The following is an 18,721-nucleotide window of genomic DNA, read 5'->3' as shown; positions in this document are numbered from 1 at the left end:
TGGAAGATTAATTTGATTATAATGAAGGAAATCAGCTGATTGGAACCTCGACGTTCAAACTCGGCAGTGAAAATGAGACGAGAATTTGGAGTCGGTATAAATATGATGACGACGGCCGGCCTATCGAAATCCCAGGTAAAGGTCCGGGCAGTCCATCGGCAAAGTTTGCTTCTATAGCTTATGCCATAGAACGGACGGGTGTTCCCGACACAATTTCTCCTTAATGCTCACAGTTTCCGGTTTGAAAATCCGGCTCTAACAAATCGGGCTTGTCCAAGAAACGAATGCGCATTCGTTTCTTGGACAAGCCGTCTGTCAAACTCGATTCCCTGTCTTGGCTACTAATTGCTTTATTATCCAATTGTTTCTATCGTTAATTCATTAATTTCCTGACTTCATCACAGATTATGATATTATGTAAATAATCATGTAAGAGCTTGGGATGATATTAAGGGCGATTGCAATACACTGTTGTCCATTGCTCTTATGCATGGATCACTCCTAAAAATACTATGCTACAATAGAAAATTGTGTTAAAATTTTAAGAAGGTAGTTAAGGAAGTGATTAAATGGGTAAGATATGGGTGTTTAATGGTCCGAATATCAATTTATTAGGGTTGCGTGAGCCTGAGCATTATGGATCGCAAACATTGGCAGAGATTAATCAGGGAATACTAAAATTAGCGGATGAAGCCAAAATAAACGTTGAGTGCCGGCAAACGAATCATGAGGGAGTTCTCATAGATTGGATTCAAGACTTAACACCTGCTGATTTTTTAATCCTTAATCCTGGGGCTTGGACGCATACAAGTTATGCGATTCGAGATGCTATTAGTGGAGTAAAGGTTCCGGCGGTTGAGGTTCATCTGTCCAATATCCATGCTCGTGAAGCATTTCGAGCCAATTCAGTTATTGCGCCGGTCTGCATCGGACAGATTTCAGGGCTTGGTGCAGAGGGGTATGGATTAGCGATGCGTTATGCTATTGACTACCAAGAGCAGCGGGCATAACGCGCGAATCAGATATTCGAACCACGTACTACAAACCACGAACTACGAAAAGGGGGAGACATTTAGTGAGTCGTCTGCAACAAATGCGTCAACAGATGCACAATGGAAATATCGACGCATATGTTGTAATGCGTCCGGAGAATGGACGATACCTAAGCGGGTTTTCCGGTGGAGAAACCACTTTGTACATTACATTAGAAAAAGCCCTTTTATTGACCGACTTTCGCTACATAGAACAAGCCAAAGCCCAGGCCCCTGAGTTTGAAATTATTGACGCGGGACAGGACCACTTTACGACTTTGTCAGAAGTCGGACAACAGGCTCAAAGGGTTGGCTTTGAAGGGGACTTTATCACATATGTGGACTTTGGAAAATTTAAGGATGGATTTTCACAAGCAGAACTTATCTCATTACCTGATCTTGTCAGTCACCTGCGTTCGATAAAGGATAGTTCTGAGATTGAGTTGATTCGACAAGCAGTTAAGATTGCAGATATGGCGTTTGATGAAGCATTAAAGACCATCGAAATCGGACAGACGGAGGAAGAAATTGGCCTCAACTTAGAATTTTCTATGCGCCGGGCTGGTGCAAGCGGGGGTTCATTCGACTTCATCGTGGCTTCGGGTATTCGTTCAGCTATGCCTCATGGGACAGCCAGTTCAAAGAGAGTTCAATCAGGAGAGTTCCTGACAATGGATTTCGGAGCGATTTATCAAGGTTACTGTTCAGATATTACTCGAACTGTGTTCATCGGCGATCCGGAGGACAAGCATCGGCAGGTTTATGATACTGTCTTGGCTGCCCAGCGGGCAGGGATTCAAGCAGTTGCTCCGGGACGAACCGGAAAAGAAGTGGATGCTGTAGCCCGCGCAATGATCGAAAAGGCCGGTTATGGAGATTACTTCGGACATGGATTGGGACACTCTGTAGGACTGGCTATCCATGAAGGTCCGAATCTAAATAAAAGGGAAGAACGATTGCTGGAGCCGGGTATGGTCATTACGGTCGAACCTGGTATCTATATCCCTAATTGGGGCGGTGTCCGAATTGAAGATATTGTTTTGGTGACAGAAAACGGCTGTGAAGTATTAACTAAAGCACCGAAAGAATTCATTATTTTCGAGTAAAATTTGTCCGAATAGCTAACTGTTGGATAACATCTTTCGTAAGCACCGCTGAGGGAGCACGAAGATTCAGACAGGAAAGAACCTTACCGGAATCAGGGATATTGTTTAGGGATTTCTAAGTATTAGACGTTAGAAGAGGACAAACTAACTTATACAAGAATTATTAGGGGGAAGAAATAACATGATTTCTACAAATGATTTTAAGACAGGTCTAACCATCGAATTAGATGGTGATGTATTTTCAGTGGTTGAATTCCAACATGTCAAGCCCGGTAAAGGTGCTGCCTTTGTGCGTACGAAATTGAAAAATGTCAAAACCGGCGGAGTTGTGGAGCGGAGGTTTAATGCCGGAGAAAAGGTTGAAAAGGCCCATGTTGAGCGCAGAGAGATGGATTACCTCTATAAAGATGGGGAACACTTTGTGGTCATGGATAAGGAGACCTATGAGCAAACTTCTTTGACAGAGGCTCAAATCGGAGACGGTGTCAAGTGGTTGAAAGAAAACATGACTTTAGGGGTGCTTTTCTTTGACGTGGAGGTCATCGGAGTTGATGTGCCAAATACAGTTCAGCTAGCGGTTGCCGCCACTGAACCGGGAGTCAAAGGGGACACGGCTACAGGAGGGACTAAGCCTGCAACTTTGGAAACGGGTACTGTTGTGCAAGTTCCGTTCTTTGTCAATGAGGGAGATGTTCTGATCATTGATACAAGAACCGGAAGCTATGTTCAACGGGCTCAGTAAAACAAGGGGTCAGAGACCAGATGCCGGAAGTCGGAATTGTCGCAATGGAAGACTGCCAAGCCTGAGGGTTTGGTCTGGAACCACTTGAACAAAAGTGGGGTCTTGTAAGTATATAATATGACATGAAAACATCTTCTATGGGGCAAAGTAAGTTTAGTGCTACCATAGGAGGTGTTTTTTATGTTGCCCAATAAGACGTCAAAGCTTAGTGTGATTCCCCTGGGAGGAACCGGAGAAATTGGGAAGAATCTGCTTGTCTTTGAATACGAGGATTCCATTGTAATCATCGACGGGGGGGTAAAGTTCCCGGATGAGGAATTACTTGGCATCGATTTAGTGATTCCCGATATAACTTATTTAGAGAAAAACCGTGACCGAATTAAGGGACTCTTTATTACTCATGGACATGAAGATCATATTGGAGGACTTCCCTTCATTTTGCCTAAATTGAATATTCCCATTTATGGAACTAAATTAGCCTTAGGGTTAGTACAGGCAAAGTTTCAGGAGAGGACTCCATACCCAGAGTCTTTGATTAACATTCTTGAACCGGGCGTACCAATTCAGGCAGGGGCCTTTAAAGTAGAAGCGTTTCGGGTTACCCACAGTATTCCTGATGCAGTAGGGTATTCTTTACTTACTCCGGTGGGCAGAGTGATTTATACCGGGGACTTCAAGGTCGACTATACGCCGATTGACGGTCAGGACATGGAACTGGGAAAACTGGCAGCTTGGGGGCAGGAAGGGGTTCTGGCCTTGCTCTGCGATTCAACAAACGCAGAGAGGCCCGGTGTTACTGTGTCCGAGATGGCTGTTGGGAAAGCCTTGCGGGAGTGGTTCGAACGGGCTGAAGGAAAGATTATCATGGCTTCCTTTGCTTCGAATGTGCACCGGATTCAGCAAGCGATCGATGCAGCCGCGGATATTGGACGCAAGGTTTGCGTTGTGGGAAGAAGTATGGAAAATGTGGTTCGAACTGCAATAGAACTGGGATATCTGAAATTGCCGGATGAGAATATCTTAGTTCCCAGTGCTGAGGTTGGAAATATGCCACCTGAAAAATTGCTCGTGCTCACCACCGGCAGTCAAGGAGAGCCGCTGGCCGCCTTGACGAGGATGGCCACTCGAAGCCATCGGCAGATCAATGTTTTGGCTGGGGACATGGTAATTATGGCGGCAACACCGATACCAGGTAACGAGAAATTGGTCGGTAAGACGATCAATCATCTTTATCAAATCGGGGCTGAAGTTGTGACCAAAGAAATGGGACAGGTTCATGTGTCCGGACACGCTAATCAAGAAGAGATTAAGCTCGTGATCCGTCTTGTCCAGCCGCGTTTTCTGATACCGCATCACGGTGAAATCCGTCATCAAGTGGGCTTTCGAAGAATCGGTCATTCCCTTGGCTATGCTGACCAAGACATCGCCATAACCCAGCTTGGCTCACGTGTTGAACTTTCTCCAAATCGAATGGAATTTGGCGAGCGTGTGGAAGCGGGAAGTGTTTACATTGACGGGCTGGGTGTAGGAGATGTGGGGCAAGTTGTTCTGCGGGATCGGCAACAATTGGCACAGGATGGGGTGGTTGTGGTTGTAGCCGCACTTTCCAAGGCCAAGCCTTATAGGATTTTATCCGGGCCCGATATTATCTCCAGAGGATTCACATTTATGAAAGAAGCCGACGCCTTAATTGACGGAGCAAAGAAGGAGGTAGTAAATACCTTAGAAAGACAATTTCAGAAAGACCAAATCGAGTGGGGGGTTTTGAAAGCGAACATTCGGGATAGTCTAAGCAAGTACTTATGGGATAAGACTCGGAGGCGCCCCATGATTCTGCCCGTGTTACTGCATTATTAGCGTGTTTAGGATTCATTTAAGATAGAGCGCTGCGGAAGGTAATTATAGACCGAAGCGCTCTTATTTGTGTGGTGCCTCCTGCAAATAGGGAGATGGTCTCAATGTTAGACTTAGTTAAGCGGATTTCACAGTGGTCTGACCTTTATTTGCTGTACTTAAGTATATTTGCAGGAATATTAATATTATTGAAGAATAAAGCAAATACAAAAGGAGTGAGCTTATTATTATGAATTTTAATTGTAAATGGAATTTTAGCAAGATCACTCCTTTGCGGATTGCTATTCTTTATGGGCTGACTAGTTGGATATGGATTCTCTTTTCTGATGGTTTAATAGCTCTAATTATCTCAAATCAACAGGAGCTCCTCAAGTTTTCGACTCTTAAAGGGGGGCTTTTTGTCTTAGTCACGGCAATATTGCTTTACTTCCTTATTCAATCAGGATATAGCTCCCTTCAGAAATCTGAGCAAGCCCTAAAAAAAGAGTGGGCCGCTTTGGAACGCTATCGGCTTTTGGCAGATGAGGTTCAAGACATAATTATATTTATCAGCCCGGAGGGACAGATTATTGATGCTAATGAAGCAGCAGTGAAACGTTATGGTTATACTCGTCAAGAATTGACAAATATGCCTGTTAATAAGTTGCGTTTGCCGGAGGATCAGTTAACAGTGCCATGCTTTCTTCAAAACGCGCCAAAAGGAATGCAATTTGAACTGAAGCATGTCTGCAAAGATGGTAGTGTATTTCCTATCGACGTTAGCGCTAAGGGGGCAACCTCAAATGGAAAACCGATTATTATAAGTCTCATTCGCGATATTTCTGAACGCAAAAAGGTGGAGGCTGAGGTTTGGCTTGAGAAGGAACGGGCCCAGGTTACCTTAGAGTCCATAGGAGATGCGGTGATCACCACCGATGTTCAAGCGAAGATAGAATATTTTAACCCGGTAGCTGAGGCCTTGACAGGATGGTCGAAGAAAGAGGCAATAGGTTTATCTTTAGAAAAAATTTTTAAGATTATTAATGAAGAAACAGGGGAATCGGTTGAAAGTCCGGTTGCCCGCAGTTTAAGAGAAGGTCGGGTTGTCAGTATAGCAGATCAAACCGTTTTAATAAATAAGCTGGGGAATACAGTTTCAATCGAGGACTCGGCAGCTCCTATACGGGATAGGGATGACACTATAATAGGGGCTGTTTTAGTGTTTCGTGATGTCAGTTATAAGAGGAATCATATGAAAGAACTGGCCCATCAAGCACAACATGATGCCTTAACAGGGCTCCCTAACCGTTTCTTGTTCAATGAGCATTTAAAGCAGGCATTAGCCCGGGCAAAACGGAAAGAGGGTAAGGTGGCGGTCATGTTCTTGGACTTAGACCGCTTTAAACTGATTAATGATACTATGGGGCACAATCTTGGTGATCAACTCCTCAAAAGCGTAGCAGAGCGCATACATCAAACCTTGCGTGAAGGAGATACGGTGGCCAGGCAGGGCGGGGATGAATTCCTGGTCATACTTTCCGAGATCAAAGATGAGATGGAAGCAAAATCAGTGTCAGAACGGATTTTAGGGGTTTTCTCCAAACCAATAATCTTAGAGGACAATGAAATCTACATAAGTACCAGTATTGGAATTAGCCTCTATCCCGACGATAGCATCGATAGGGAGACCTTGGTGAAGCAGGCAGATACTGCCATGTACTATGCTAAGGAAAGGGGGCGAAATAACTGCCAGTTTTTCACTCCGGGACTTAATATTAAAGCGAATCAAAGGCTCTCCACCGAAAATAGTCTCCGCAAGGCTTTAATTCGCGAAGAATTTGTCCTGCACTATCAGCCTCAAGTCAATTTAGACACTGGACACATTGTGGGTCTGGAAGCCCTCCTTCGCTGGAACTCAGTCGAATTTGGACTGGTTTCCCCAGCGGCCTTCATTCCTGTAGCGGAAGAGACAGGGCTGATTATACCTATCGGAGAATGGGTTTTACGAACTGCCTGTGCTCAAAATAAGGACTGGCAAGATCAAGGGTTTATCCCTTTAAGAATAGCAGTCAATATCTCTGCTCGACAATTTCAAGAACCGGGTTTTATCAAATTAGTTAAACAAGTTCTGCAGGAAACTAAATTAGATCCCCAATGGCTGGAGCTTGAAATCACGGAAAGAATTGCCATGGAAAAGGGCGAAATCACCCTTAAAATGTTGGCTGCCTTTAAAGAGTTGGGAATTCGAATTTCTATTGATGATTTTGGAACGGGATTTTCCTCCCTAAATTATTTAAGCCGCATGCCAATCGATACCTTGAAAATAGATCAGACCTTTATTCAAGACATTAGTAGCGGAGATAATGGGAAGGAAGTTGTCACAGCTATAATTCAGCTTGCCAAAAACCTTCAGTTGAAAGTGATTGCTGAAGGAGTGGAAACAAATAACCAATGCTCCTTCCTTAAAGACAAGCTCTGCGATGAAATGCAAGGATACCTCTTCAGTAAAGCGGTTCCTTCGGAAGAAGCTGAAAAGTTGTTTGAGCGACTCGCCAAATAAGTCAATATAGTTGCAAACAGTTCTTTTAAAGACTGGTACATGAGTCAAAAATGCTCCCCTTAAGGCAGATATAATCTGTCTGCCTTAAGGGGAGCATTTTAGTGCCCGGCTTTAATACTTTTTTTACCAAGGATTCATGTCTAAAACTTATAAGGTGGACATACCTTCTATCAAGGGGGGCAATGACGTGTCGCTACATTACACTCTATCTGTCGTTCAGGCACCTAAGGTGACTTCGAAGGCCATGGGCCCTCAAAGGGAGGGAAGCCTTCCCGGGCTTAATAAAAGCGCAACATTATGGGCAGACATGGCCAGATGGTTTGGGGATGATATCCGTTCGATTTTAAATAACCTTAAAGGAATAGACTTTAATGAGGTTGAAGAGTTGCGTTTGCGAGTGGGGCAACCGCTTTTGGTTCGGACCTTAGACAAGGACCTTTTTATAAACCAAGAAGGGCTGGCAGCGAGTCCCCAAAAGGCGTACTTCATAAAGCATGAAGATCTGGCTTCGGCCATAGAACGAATGACTCATAGCTCGGTTTATGCTGTAGAAGAGGATCTCAAGCAGGGTTTCATAACCCTTCCGGGAGGGAATCGAGTGGGCATAACGGGTGAGGCGGTACTCTTAAATGGTCAAATACAAACAATAAAACACATCTCATCTTTAAATCTTCGTATTGCCAGAGATATTCGGGGACTTAGTTTAAAGATCCTGCCCTTGTTATTAAGTTCAGATGGCAGCATTTGTCATACACTTATAATTTCTCCTCCCCGTGCCGGTAAAACAACCCTCTTGAGGGATCTTATTCGTTTAATTAGTAATGGGGTTCCTCAAGTAGGATTAAAGGGTCAGACGGTTGGGGTTGTGGATGAACGAGGTGAACTTGCCGGGATGTGGCAAGGTGTGCCGACCTACGACTTGGGATTTCGCACGGATGTCTTAGATGGTTGCCCGAAAGCCAGCGGGATGAGCATGATGGTTCGCTCCATGTCTCCTCAAGTGCTGGCTATGGATGAGATTGGCCATAGTGATGATGTTATCGCCATAGCGGATGCCTTGCGCACTGGGGTCCGGATTTTGAGTACGGCCCATGCCAGTTCTATAGAAGAAGCACGAAGCAGACCGGTTATAACTCATTTGTTGGATCAGGGAGTTTTTGAGCGTTTGGTTGTGTTAAGCAGGCAACATGGACCGGGAACCATAGAAGGAGTTTACGATCTGAGAACAGGGAGGATCCTGTGATGCTTGTACTGGGATGTATTGCACTGATTGCCGGATGCGGGTGTTTGGGACTGTGGCTTGCTTATCGGATTCGGCGGCGACCCATAGAGTTACGAGAATGTTCAATGGCTTTGGCACTATTAGACACTGAAATCGTCTGGGGGGCAACTCCCTTGCCTGAGGCATTCTGTATTCTAAAAGAACGAACAGATTCACCTTGGCAAGATTTCTTTGCCGAACTTCAAGAACGATTGCAACAGGGTGAGTCGGCAAGCACAGCTTGGAGAGAAACTGTGATAACTCGAAATGCTCAATTTTGTCTTAAACCGGAAGACTGGCAAGTGATCGGGGATGTCGGTAAAGGCTTAGGACGGTCTGATCGCACAGAACAACATAAACAGATTGAACTCGTTCAACGTCAGCTCATTATAATGAAGGAACAAGCGGAAGCGTGGTCGAGTAAACAAGCCAAAATGTGGTCGTATCTGGGCTTTCTGGGCGGAATAGCGGGAGTGCTCATTTTGATTTAACCAAGGAGAGGAGTGGGGGAATGAGCTTTAATTTAATCATTACGGTTGCTGGAATTGGGATTTTAGTAGGAGTTTTAGCTTCCGTATTAAATCAATCCGGCCGCAGTGAAATGGCTCAGGGGGTTACAATTATGGGAGTCATTGTAGTCCTCTATATCGTTGTACAGTCTATAGCAGAATTATTTACTCTGGTTAAGAGTGTTTTTAACCTTTACTAGGGGGCTAAAGTGTGGAAATATGGCAAATCGTGGGACTAGCCCTGATCGTTACAGTTTTCAGTGTAGTTCTTAAACAGATCCGCCCGGAAATTGCGTTACAACTTTCGATCTTAGCAGGTGCATCCATCTTTATTCTTATTCTAAGTAAAGTGCGAGTAATTGTTGATTTACTGCAGACCCTTGCGGATCAAGCAAATATTAGTTCCTATTATCTGCTTATTATCTTAAAAATTGTCGGTGTAGCCTATCTCGCAGAGTTCGGTGCCCAAATTTGCCGTGATGCCGGAGAAGGTGCGTTAGCTACGAAGATCGAACTTGCTGCCAAAGTCGGGGTGATAATTTTAGCGATTCCTATTATTGTAGCCATTACAGAGTCCTTGGTACGACTTGTTCCGTGAGGTGATGTATTTGCCGCGTTTTATGGTGAGTTTGGTATTATTAGTTTTCTTCTTCTGTGGGACAACTCCTCCGGTTTTAGCTGAGGAGGTTTCCCCTCAACCACTTGGAAATGTTGATCTTTTGCAAGAGGTCGATTTAAGCCAAATGCGTGGTTTTTTGGAGCAACTGGATAGTGATGTTCAAAAGGCAATGCCGGGATTTTCCTTAGTTCGCACCTTTGAGGATCTTAAGAGTGGAAAGCTGAGTCTGAAACCGGAAAACTTAGGGAAAACCTTGTTGACGGTATTGGGTCATCAAATATTAGGGACTGCACCCCTGATTGGTAAGCTGCTTATCTTAGCGGTACTGGGGGCTGTTCTGGGACAACTTCAAGCAGCTTTTGGTGGAAGTGTCGGCAAAACTGCTCGGGTCATGACTTATCTGGTTCTGCTGAGCTTGGCGATAACTTCATTCAGAGAGGCCTTAGAGATAGCTACCGGAACGATTGATCAAATGGTAGGTCTGATGCAAACTATGTTTCCGGTGATACTGACATTATTAATTACTATGGGAAACTTGACCAGTGCAGCTTTGTTCAAACCTCTTATTATGGGTAGTTTGACAGTCTTAGCAACAATTATCAAAACGGTGATTTTACCCCTCTTTTTTCTGGCCGCAGTACTTAAGCTTTTTAACCAAATCTCTGAACAATTTAAGCTCGGTAAGCTGGCCGGACTCTTTGAATTCGCTGGTAAACTGTCTCTGGGTGTAATTATGACTGTTTTTATCGGAGTCATGACGGTTCAGGGGGTAACGGGTGGGGTTGCAGACAGCGTAGTTTTTCGTACAGCCAAGTATTCTGCTGATCTCGTCCCAGTCGTCGGGAAGTTCTTTAAAGATGCAGTTGAACTTGTAATTACGTCGGGTTTACTTTTAAAAAACGCAGTCGGTATTGTTGCCTTGCTGGCAATTATTGTGATTTGTTTGGGACCTTTGATCAAAATCTTAGCTATGATCCTCGTATTTCGAATTTCAGCTGCCCTCATTGAGCCTCTCGGTGAAAAGCCTCTTGCGGATAGTCTTCAAGAAATGTCAAAAAGTCTAATTTTAGTTTTAGTTTCCGTTGCGTCAGTTGGAATTATGTTTTTTATGGCCGTTGCTGTCGTTGTTGGGACGGGAACCTTTTCAGTGATGTTGCACTAAGGAGGAGAGACTGTGCAGACGCTACAAACACTAGTGCGAAATTTGGCGTTAATTTTACTGCTGGCAACTTTTCTGGAGATGCTTCTGCCTAATAAATCAATGCGTGGGTTTGTTCAAATGGTGATGGGGCTATTTGTAATTTCGGCGGTTCTCGCTCCGATTACTGCATTCTTACATACTCCCTTGTCAATGGAGATCCCGGCATGGACTGCCACAACTCCTCAAGATTTACCGGCTATTGCCGTCGAAGGGCAAGGGGCTAAAATTGGGCGCGATGCTGTTCAGGAACAATATCGACAGATACTGATCAATCAGATTAAAGGATTGGTGTTAGGTACTTCAGGAGTTGAGGACGCGGAGGTAGACGTTGAATTTGAAGAAGAAGCAGGAGGGTTAATCGATCAACCAAGAATTGCCCAGGTAAATGTTTTGCTCAAAGCGACCCGGGGAACTATTCAATCGGTACAACCCGTGATTATAGGGAATTCGCCAAGGCCATTAGAAATACAAACTCCAAAAGCTGAAGAGGTGAAAGAGCGAATTGCCACCTTCATGAGCTTGGCCAAAGAAAATATTTTTGTTGCAGAAAGTTAGAGAGGGTTAATAGGATTTGGAAGGAGGTAAACTGGTGGATTGGATGAAAAAAATCTCGACAGATAGAATGTTGGTGGGGTTAGTGTCTCTAATCGCAGTGGGGATGTCCTTTATTTATCTTGGCAAGGGACCGGCAGACCCTGAGCAGAGTGTCCAAACAAAATCAGCGTTGACAGCTCCCGCCAACCCAAGTACTAAAATTGGTGTTTTAGAAAAAGAATTAGAGAGTAAACTGCAAACCAATATTTTGATGATGGAGGGGGTAGGGCGGGTCCAAGTCTCAGTGAATTTTTTGACGGGGCTTAAGAATGAGTATGTGCGTAATAATAATGTCACGAAAAGAACGAATAAAGAAACAGATAAAGTTGGTGGAACTCGTGAAACCACAGAGATTACGGAAAATAACCAAGTGGTCATGCCGAGTGGTTCCTCCCAGCCAGTCATCGCCATGGAGGATCGTCCGGAAATCGGTGGAGTATTAGTTATAGCAGAAGGAGCACGTGACCCAAAAGTCAGAGAAGGAATTCATACCGCTGTGCAAACTCTTTTAAATATTCCCAGTGCTAGAATTACTGTTGTACCTATGGGTGGAACATCATGACGAAGCGCATTCATCGGCCGATTCTATTAATTGTTGGGCACAAATCCAGGGTATGGTTAATTGGTTTTATAGGATTGGTCGCTATCCTTGGAATCTTGGGATTAAAGTTGATGGCTTCCGAACCCCACGCCTATATACCGGAACAAGCAAGTTTGCCTGTAAATTCACAAATGGAGAAATCATTAATTCAGTTTGAAGTTGAGACGGTTAAGCCTAATAGCTCTGGGGGGGACTATTTCGTTAATTATCGCTTAAAAAGAGAACAGTTACGCCAAGAGTCGAAGGCAATGCTTTCTATACTGTTAGATTCGACGGTAGAAGAAAGTAAAGCACAGGCCCAAGAAAAATGGCTGGAACTCAGCTCGAAAATTCAAAGAGAAGAAGAGATTGAGAACTTACTTAAGATAAAAGGGTTTCAAGATGTTGTGGCCGATGTTTTTTCAGAACATGTCACGATAATTGTGTATGCACCCAGTTTAACTCCTCATGAAATAAGTCTTATTCAAGATGTTGCAGTTAGAGTAACCGGAGTTCGCATTGATAAAATTACAATATCTGCCAAAAAATAGGGATAATAGACAAGAAGTCTATTAATAATGTGCAGGAAAATCACTGTGTCAGAGCGAATTATATGAAGATAGGACGAAAGTCCCAGTGAGAGGGTGAGAGACACTGATAATGAGCAAAATTCTTATTGCTGATGATGCGAGTTTCATGCGTTTGATGATTAGTCAGATTCTTGCTCGGCAGGGTCTAACGAACATTATGGAGGCTGAAAATGGCCGGCAGGCCGTGGAACTATACAAGTCTTACAAGCCAGACCTTACGCTGATGGATATTACTATGCCCGAACTGGATGGATTGGCCGCACTTGCAGAAATTCTTATGATTGACCCAGCGGCTAAAGTCGTCATTTGCAGTGCAGTCGCAGATGAAAACATTGTCAAAGAATCCATGCGAATGGGTGCCACAGGCTTTATCGCTAAACCCTTTCGTCCTGATGAGCTCTTGTACACTGTTCTCAAACAGTTGAACTAGTTGCGCTTTAGCCCACCGGTAATTAAGTTGCTGCCTTATGTTTGGCGGCAACTTTTTATGTCTTAGACAGTTGAATCCCAAATCAGACATTATTATGTATAATAAGAGTTATATTGTATACTTAAACTGGATTCGTTGAAAAAGGTAAATCGCACCCATATAATAAGACATATGTGTTTCATTTTCATTTAATAGAAAATTACCCATTGTTTGAATTCAGAGAAATGGGGATAATACAAAGAGGGGTGACGGCAGTGAAACCAATTAAGATTACAGATACGACACTGAGAGATGCTCACCAAAGCCTTTGGGCAACTCGGATGCGTACAGAAGACATGCTGCCAATCCTAACAGAATTGGATGAGGCAGGATATTTTTCGTTAGAAGTTTGGGGAGGAGCCACCTTTGATGTCTGTTTGCGCTTCTTAGGGGAGGATCCATGGGAACGGTTAAGGCAGATTAAAAGTCGTGTCAAAAAGACACCATTGCAAATGTTACTTAGAGCCCAGTCATTAGTCGGGTATCAACATTATCCGGATGATGTGGTAAGGGAATTTGTGACCCTGAGTGTAAAAAACGGAATTGATATTATACGGATTTTCGATTCTCTGAATGATGTTCGAAATATGGTTGTTCCGATGGAGGCAGCCAAAAAGGCAGGAGCCCATGTTCAGGCGTCTGTTGTTTATACAATCAGCCCGGTTCATACCACAAAACATTACTTGGAAACAGCCACGGCACTTGCTGAACTTGGTGCAGATTCTCTCTGTATTAAAGATATGGCCGGCTTGCTTACCCCGATCAAGGCTTATGAACTAATTTCGTTGTTGAAAAAAGAATTAGGAATTATGATTCATCTGCATAGCCATTATATTGGCGGAATGGCTGTCGGAACGTATTTAAAGGCAGCAGAAGCAGGCGCGGATATCATAGATACCGCCAGCGTTCCTTTAGCCTTTGGTGCCAGTCAACCGCCGGTGGAAACAGTGGTTCGGGCTTTTCAGGAAACCGAATTTGATACGGGCCTAAGTCTGCGTAAACTGTTCCATATTGCTAAGTATTTTGAGGCACTTCGAAAAAATCGAGGTTTCGAGCGGGGGATCACTCGGATCTCGGATATGAGAGTATTTGAACATCAAGTTCCCGGAGGAATGATCTCCAATTTAGTATCACAACTGGAAGAACAAGGTGCCTTAGAGCGAATACATGATGTCTTAGAAGAGATTCCCAAGGTGCGTGCAGAATTAGGATATCCGCCCTTGGTTACCCCTACCAGTCAAATTGTGGGAACTCAAGCGGTATTAAATGTCCTTACGGGGGCAAGATATAAATTAGTTCCGGGAGAAGTAAAAGGCTATGTACGCGGGTTGTACGGCCGTCCTCCGGCACCAATAAACGTTGAAATTCAGAAGAAGATTATTGGAGATGAGGAGCCGTTGTCTGTTCGCCCTGCAGATAAACTTGAACCGGGCATGGCGAAAGCAAAGCAAGACAGTCTTGAGTTAGCTCTATCTCCGGAAGACGTTGTGAGTTATGCTTTGTTTCCGCAAATAGCCAAGAAGTTTTTTGAAGAGCGAAAAAGTGGGGTTGTATCAAGAGAGGAACGCAAAGAGGTTAAAGAAACGAAGGGAGAACGCCCTTCATTGTTATCTAAGGAGGATTCGAAGTTGAATTTACAAGAAATAAAAGAATTAATCCAAATTATAGATGAGACTGATATCAGTGAATTAAATCTTGAAAGTGATGGTGTGAAAATCGCCATTCGCAAAGGACCAAGTGCAATAATGGGTGTTCCGGTAACTGCTGCACGTCAAGAAGGGAACCCACCGTCCGTAACAGTTGGGGTCCCTGCTCAAAACAGTGTCGAACCTGCAGTAAAAGCAGCCGCACCTATTATCAGCGCTAATACGGAAACGATCACCTCTCCTATGGTAGGAACGTTCTATAGTTCACAATCTCCTGAGGCAGCTCCTTTTGTAAAAGTAGGACAGCATATCGAAGCGGGTCAACCTGTTTGCATCGTTGAGGCCATGAAACTCATGAACGAAATCGAGTCGGAAATCGAAGGAAAAGTTATTCAAATTCTTGTAGAGAACGGTCAACCTGTTGAATATGGCCAACCGTTGTTCGTCATTGAAAAATAAGGAGAAAAAGAGAATGTTTAAGAAAATCCTGATCGCTAATCGTGGGGAAATTGCCTTGCGCATCATTAGAGCATGTCGCGAGCTTGATATTGAGACTGTCGCTGTTTTTTCTGAGGGAGATCGGGAAGCGTTGCACGTAAAGGCAGCTGACGAAGCGGTCTGCATTGGCCCTGTAGCAAGTGCCAGGAGTTATCTTAATATCCCAAATATCATCAGCGCAGCAGAATTAACAGGGGTTGACGCAATTCATCCCGGATACGGCTTCTTATCTGAAAATGCCCGCTTCTCTGAAATATGTAGATCGTGTAATATTACATTTATCGGACCATCTCCTACGGTTATTGAAACTATGGGAGATAAGGCCATGGCTCGCAAGACGATGATTGAAGGCGGAGTCCCCGTGGTTCCTGGCTCAAAAGATGTTATCACAGATGAAGAAACGGCTGGGGCAGTGGCTGAAGAAATTGGATATCCTGTCTTGATTAAAGCCTCAGCAGGCGGTGGCGGCAAGGGAATGAGGGTTGCACAGAATGCTAAGGAATTGAGTAAATCGATTCAGGCGGCCCAGAATGAAGCGAAAGCTTCCTTTGGCAATTCAGAGGTTTACCTTGAGAAATATGTTGAGGAACCGAGACACATAGAGATTCAAATTTTGGGAGATAATTATGGCAATGTTATTCATTTAGGGGAGCGAGATTGTTCCTTGCAACGTCGCCATCAAAAATTGCTTGAAGAATCTCCTTCCAGTGCCATAAGTCCTGAGTTGAGAGCTGAAATGGGTGCTGTAGCGGTTAAAGCCGCCAAGTCTGCTAACTATTCGAATGCCGGAACAATTGAGTTTTTGTTGGATCGGCACGGAAAGTTCTACTTCATTGAAATGAACACACGCATTCAAGTAGAGCATCCTGTTACCGAGATGGTTACCGGGCTTGACTTAGTGAAAGAACAAATCCGTTTAGCTGCAGGCGAACCCCTTGGCTATACTCAAGAAGATATTCAAATGCGTGGTTGGGCTATTGAGTGCCGAATTAATGCGGAAGACCCGGATAAGAATTTTATGCCTTCCCCAGGGTTGATCAATATCTACCATGTTCCAGGCGGACCGGGAGTGCGAGTTGACAGCGCGGTCTACCAAGGGTATACAGTTTCGCCTTATTATGACTCCATGGTTGGTAAATTAATTGTCTGGGGTGCCACCAGGCAGGAAGCTATTGCTCGAATGAAGCGTGCCCTTGAAGAATTTGTTATCGAAGGGATTCATACAACCATCCCCTTTCATTTAAAAGTATTGGACAATGCTTTTTATCAGCGGGGGGAAGTATATACAAACTTTATTCAGCGCCGAATCCTGGGAGAGTGAAGTCGAGGTTCGATGTTCGAACCTCGAATATCGAATTGCTAGATCAGGCTTAATTTGATATAATGTCAACGACATGTAGATAATGGAAACAAACTATAGATGGAGCGTTTAACTCCATCTATAGTTTAGTTGACTTATCGGGAAATAACACGATATGTGAGGGTAATGCGAGGTATGAAGTTCAATATTCGAACCACGAACATCGAACTTCGAACCTCGAGTAAGGGGTGTGAGCATGGAAAGTTTGGGAACAGATAATTCCCTTGGGTCTATCCGAATTGCTGATGAAGTAGTGGAAGTTATTGCCGGATTAGCTGCTTCTGAGGTAGAAGGCGTCGTGGGTATGAGCGGGGGCATAGTGGGAGACCTTGCGAACATGTTAGGCAGAAATAAAAACCTGTCCAAAGGGGTTAAGGTCGAAGTCGGTGAACATGAAGTAGCCGTGGACTTATTTATTGTTGTAGAGTATGGTGTCTCAATTCCCGACGTAGCTCTTAATGTACAGGAAGCAGTAAAAGAAGCCATTGAGAGTATGACCGGTCTTAAAGTGGTAGAAGCGAATGTCCATGTGCAAGGGGTTAATTTTAAACCGGTATTGGATACCAAAGAAGAAGACTTCCGTCTGAAGTAAAGAAAACTTAGCTGGCGTCCGAAGACACTGTCTTCGCACGTGTTAGCTTAGCGGAGAAGCCGCAGGTGCAGGCGGCAGCTCTAGTTACACTCGTCAGAAAGTATTAATGATAAGTTATACTTTCTGACGAGTGTAAAGAAGGCCCCCCCTGGAAGACCAGGGGGGGTTTCTGAAAGAAGGGACGACGATGTTGGCATATGCTTTAGGACTCTTTTTGATCCTCGGGGCACTTTGGATATTAGCAATTGCCACAGGATGGGGGCTTCCTTATTTTTTAATTGCCCAAGGGCTTAACTGGTTGAGATGGAACCCTTGGGAAAGTATCATCGCGGCTGGAGTGTTACTTGTGCTAGGTTTGTTATTGTTTATGCGTCCCCGTACGAGGACGGACTATTCCTTTCGAACCTCGTTAAAAGGCGGAGATGTTCGGATTTCACACGATGCTTTGCAGGAGATTATTGCTCGCAGCGCAATGGCGTTGCCTGGTGTGTTACAAGTGAAATCAAACCTTAGACAACGTGACGCAGGCCTGGAGATTTTAGTTTTATGTCAGTTTGAACAGGGGGTTCTGATACCTCAAATATCTGGTGAGCTTTTGACGAAGGTCAAAGAGGATGTCGAGCTTTATACTGGAATAATTGTTGCAGAGGTGAAAGTGCTGGTGCGCCGCTTAGAAAAAGTTCAATCGGTACGCGTACGATGAATGGCTTTTGGTTGAAAGTTGGAGAGAAGATTTCGCAGTTTTTAGTTTGGGCCTTGGAGAGCCATCCGGGTAAACTCTTCGGAACATCAATAGGATTTTTGCTGGGATTGCTATTGGTAACTCTTGGCTTTTGGCGAACGTTAGTATTAGCCCTGTTTGTTGTGCTGGGATTTGTTTTAGGAAAGCGCCAAGATGAGCACAAAGATATTTCAACCTGGTTAGAAAAAAATTTTAACAAGTTTTAAGGTCATTATGATTTAAGAATTATGCTTACTTAGGGAGGAATTTTCTTTGAGTCGAAGATTAGCCCGTGAAACGGCATTACAGGTGCTTTTTCAAAGGGACCTGACGAAAGAACCATTTATTATAGCGGAAGAAATTCAACGTTGGGCTAAGGAATTTGTCGTCCCCGAGCCGAGTAAAGACTTTGCCCAGGAACTTGTGGAGGGTACAATAGCGCATCAAGAGCAGATTGATCAAACGATTGCTTCATTTGCCCAAGATTGGACTATTAACCGTATGGCCAAAGTGGATCGAAATGTGATGCGTTTGGCTACCTATGAGATTCTCTTTCGGTCGGATATACCCGGTCGAGTAAGTCTCAACGAAGCAATTGAGTTAGCGAAGCGTTTTGGCGGAGAGGAATCTGCAAAATTCGTTAACGGGATTTTAGACCGTATTGTGGAGAGCGCAGTGAAAGCAGAGCAGAAAGGCGCCGATGTTTCTTCGAAAGCGACATCGAACCCTTAATGAGAATAAGTTTGAATATTACAATTTTTTCAGTGCATTTAAAATTGAAGGAAATTGAGCAAAGATCTCGAATTAAA

The 18,721-nt window shown here is 44.1% G+C and carries 21 protein-coding genes; 20 read left to right on the top strand and 1 reads right to left on the bottom strand.

Going from position 1 to position 18,721, the window contains the following annotated elements; all coding sequences use genetic code 11:
- Positions 1 to 220: 220 nt before the first annotated feature.
- Positions 221 to 361, bottom strand: coding sequence for a hypothetical protein (locus BUB11_RS27565; RefSeq protein ID WP_159436937.1), 141 nt, complete (start codon positions 359 to 361; stop codon positions 221 to 223).
- 208 nt (positions 362 to 569) lie between these two features.
- Here BUB11_RS27565 and aroQ point away from each other — a divergent pair, with 208 nt between their 5' ends.
- The 20 genes from aroQ (at position 570) to nusB (ending at position 18,644) form a co-directional block, all read left to right on the top strand.
- Positions 570 to 1,010, top strand: coding sequence for a type II 3-dehydroquinate dehydratase (gene aroQ / locus BUB11_RS13750; RefSeq protein WP_073030334.1), 441 nt, complete (start codon positions 570 to 572; stop codon positions 1,008 to 1,010).
- A gap of 65 nt (positions 1,011 to 1,075) precedes the next feature.
- Positions 1,076 to 2,137, top strand: a complete 1,062-nt coding sequence (locus tag BUB11_RS13745) for a M24 family metallopeptidase (RefSeq protein ID WP_084110289.1) — start codon at positions 1,076 to 1,078, stop codon at positions 2,135 to 2,137.
- A gap of 181 nt (positions 2,138 to 2,318) precedes the next feature.
- Positions 2,319 to 2,879: an elongation factor P gene (efp, locus tag BUB11_RS13740; protein ID WP_073030333.1), complete on the top strand. Its 561-nt coding sequence runs from the start codon at positions 2,319 to 2,321 to the stop codon at positions 2,877 to 2,879.
- Between the two features lie 180 nt (positions 2,880 to 3,059).
- Complete coding sequence (locus tag BUB11_RS13735) at positions 3,060 to 4,736, top strand: ribonuclease J (protein ID WP_073030332.1); 1,677 nt, start codon at positions 3,060 to 3,062, stop codon at positions 4,734 to 4,736.
- Positions 4,737 to 4,962: 226 nt separating this feature from the next.
- Positions 4,963 to 7,272 carry a sensor domain-containing protein gene (locus tag BUB11_RS13730; protein WP_073030331.1) on the top strand — a complete coding sequence of 770 codons (2,310 nt, stop codon included), beginning with the start codon at positions 4,963 to 4,965 and terminating at the stop codon, positions 7,270 to 7,272.
- 187 nt (positions 7,273 to 7,459) lie between these two features.
- On the top strand, positions 7,460 to 8,515 hold the full coding sequence (gene spoIIIAA, locus BUB11_RS13725; RefSeq protein WP_073030330.1) for a stage III sporulation protein AA: 1,056 nt from the start codon (positions 7,460 to 7,462) through the stop codon (positions 8,513 to 8,515).
- Positions 8,515 to 9,024 (top strand): stage III sporulation protein AB, encoded by a 510-nt coding sequence (locus BUB11_RS13720; RefSeq protein WP_073030329.1) that lies wholly within the window; start codon positions 8,515 to 8,517, stop codon positions 9,022 to 9,024. The genes spoIIIAA and BUB11_RS13720 overlap by 1 nt, the downstream gene beginning before the upstream one ends.
- A 20-nt stretch (positions 9,025 to 9,044) precedes the next feature.
- Positions 9,045 to 9,242: a stage III sporulation protein AC gene (gene spoIIIAC / locus BUB11_RS13715; RefSeq protein WP_007779978.1), complete on the top strand. Its 198-nt coding sequence runs from the start codon at positions 9,045 to 9,047 to the stop codon at positions 9,240 to 9,242.
- An 11-nt stretch (positions 9,243 to 9,253) separates the two neighbouring features.
- Entirely contained in the window at positions 9,254 to 9,640 is a 387-nt protein-coding gene (spoIIIAD, locus tag BUB11_RS13710) for a stage III sporulation protein AD (RefSeq protein ID WP_073030328.1), read from the top strand.
- A gap of 22 nt (positions 9,641 to 9,662) precedes the next feature.
- Entirely contained in the window at positions 9,663 to 10,823 is a 1,161-nt protein-coding gene (spoIIIAE, locus tag BUB11_RS13705; RefSeq protein ID WP_242947547.1) for a stage III sporulation protein AE, read from the top strand.
- Positions 10,824 to 10,835: 12 nt separating this feature from the next.
- Positions 10,836 to 11,417 carry a stage III sporulation protein AF gene (locus BUB11_RS13700; protein ID WP_073030326.1) on the top strand — a complete coding sequence of 194 codons (582 nt, stop codon included), beginning with the start codon at positions 10,836 to 10,838 and terminating at the stop codon, positions 11,415 to 11,417.
- A gap of 34 nt (positions 11,418 to 11,451) precedes the next feature.
- Positions 11,452 to 12,018, top strand: coding sequence for a stage III sporulation protein AH (locus BUB11_RS13695; protein WP_073030325.1), 567 nt, complete (start codon positions 11,452 to 11,454; stop codon positions 12,016 to 12,018).
- A complete protein-coding gene (locus BUB11_RS13690) occupies positions 12,015 to 12,587 on the top strand; it encodes a SpoIIIAH-like family protein (RefSeq protein WP_073030324.1) in 573 nt (190 codons plus the stop codon). Before BUB11_RS13695 ends, BUB11_RS13690 begins: the two co-directional genes overlap by 4 nt.
- A 109-nt stretch (positions 12,588 to 12,696) precedes the next feature.
- Positions 12,697 to 13,056, top strand: coding sequence for a response regulator (locus tag BUB11_RS13685; protein WP_073030323.1), 360 nt, complete (start codon positions 12,697 to 12,699; stop codon positions 13,054 to 13,056).
- A gap of 254 nt (positions 13,057 to 13,310) precedes the next feature.
- The gene (gene accB / locus BUB11_RS13680; protein WP_073030322.1) at positions 13,311 to 15,200 is read left to right on the top strand and encodes an acetyl-CoA carboxylase biotin carboxyl carrier protein; all 1,890 of its coding nucleotides are present in this window, start codon (positions 13,311 to 13,313) and stop codon (positions 15,198 to 15,200) included.
- A 13-nt stretch (positions 15,201 to 15,213) separates the two neighbouring features.
- On the top strand, positions 15,214 to 16,560 hold the full coding sequence (gene accC / locus BUB11_RS13675) for an acetyl-CoA carboxylase biotin carboxylase subunit (protein ID WP_073030321.1): 1,347 nt from the start codon (positions 15,214 to 15,216) through the stop codon (positions 16,558 to 16,560).
- Positions 16,561 to 16,795: 235 nt separating this feature from the next.
- Complete coding sequence (locus BUB11_RS13670; RefSeq protein ID WP_073030320.1) at positions 16,796 to 17,191, top strand: Asp23/Gls24 family envelope stress response protein; 396 nt, start codon at positions 16,796 to 16,798, stop codon at positions 17,189 to 17,191.
- Between the two features lie 187 nt (positions 17,192 to 17,378).
- Entirely contained in the window at positions 17,379 to 17,894 is a 516-nt protein-coding gene (amaP, locus tag BUB11_RS13665) for an alkaline shock response membrane anchor protein AmaP (protein ID WP_073030319.1), read from the top strand.
- Positions 17,891 to 18,139, top strand: a complete 249-nt coding sequence (locus BUB11_RS13660; RefSeq protein WP_073030318.1) for a DUF2273 domain-containing protein — start codon at positions 17,891 to 17,893, stop codon at positions 18,137 to 18,139. The genes amaP and BUB11_RS13660 overlap by 4 nt, the downstream gene beginning before the upstream one ends.
- Before the next feature lie 46 nt (positions 18,140 to 18,185).
- Entirely contained in the window at positions 18,186 to 18,644 is a 459-nt protein-coding gene (gene nusB / locus BUB11_RS13655) for a transcription antitermination factor NusB (protein ID WP_073030317.1), read from the top strand.
- Positions 18,645 to 18,721: the final 77 nt, after the last annotated feature.

Origin of the sequence: Desulfosporosinus lacus DSM 15449, assembly GCF_900129935.1 — a bacterium.
In the GTDB taxonomy this organism is placed as follows: domain Bacteria; phylum Bacillota; class Desulfitobacteriia; order Desulfitobacteriales; family Desulfitobacteriaceae; genus Desulfosporosinus; species Desulfosporosinus lacus.
This window is presented reverse-complemented; position numbering and strand designations above follow the sequence as displayed.

What these genes read in the sequence shown, in the direction of transcription:
- BUB11_RS13730 (WP_073030331.1), top strand. Translation starts at nt 4,963, where the DNA reads ATGAATTTTAATTGTAAATGGAATTTTAGCAAGATCACTCCTTTGCGG.
- efp (WP_073030333.1), top strand. Translation starts at nt 2,319, where the DNA reads ATGATTTCTACAAATGATTTTAAGACAGGTCTAACCATCGAATTAGAT.
- aroQ (WP_073030334.1), top strand. Translation starts at nt 570, where the DNA reads ATGGGTAAGATATGGGTGTTTAATGGTCCGAATATCAATTTATTAGGG.
- spoIIIAC (WP_007779978.1), top strand. Translation starts at nt 9,045, where the DNA reads ATGAGCTTTAATTTAATCATTACGGTTGCTGGAATTGGGATTTTAGTA.
- BUB11_RS13735 (WP_073030332.1), top strand. Translation starts at nt 3,060, where the DNA reads ATGTTGCCCAATAAGACGTCAAAGCTTAGTGTGATTCCCCTGGGAGGA.
- BUB11_RS13660 (WP_073030318.1), top strand. Translation starts at nt 17,891, where the DNA reads ATGAATGGCTTTTGGTTGAAAGTTGGAGAGAAGATTTCGCAGTTTTTA.
- BUB11_RS13720 (WP_073030329.1), top strand. Translation starts at nt 8,515, where the DNA reads ATGCTTGTACTGGGATGTATTGCACTGATTGCCGGATGCGGGTGTTTG.
- BUB11_RS13670 (WP_073030320.1), top strand. Translation starts at nt 16,796, where the DNA reads ATGGAAAGTTTGGGAACAGATAATTCCCTTGGGTCTATCCGAATTGCT.
- BUB11_RS13690 (WP_073030324.1), top strand. Translation starts at nt 12,015, where the DNA reads ATGACGAAGCGCATTCATCGGCCGATTCTATTAATTGTTGGGCACAAA.
- spoIIIAE (WP_242947547.1), top strand. Translation starts at nt 9,663, where the DNA reads ATGGTGAGTTTGGTATTATTAGTTTTCTTCTTCTGTGGGACAACTCCT.
- accC (WP_073030321.1), top strand. Translation starts at nt 15,214, where the DNA reads ATGTTTAAGAAAATCCTGATCGCTAATCGTGGGGAAATTGCCTTGCGC.
- BUB11_RS13685 (WP_073030323.1), top strand. Translation starts at nt 12,697, where the DNA reads ATGAGCAAAATTCTTATTGCTGATGATGCGAGTTTCATGCGTTTGATG.
- amaP (WP_073030319.1), top strand. Translation starts at nt 17,379, where the DNA reads ATGTTGGCATATGCTTTAGGACTCTTTTTGATCCTCGGGGCACTTTGG.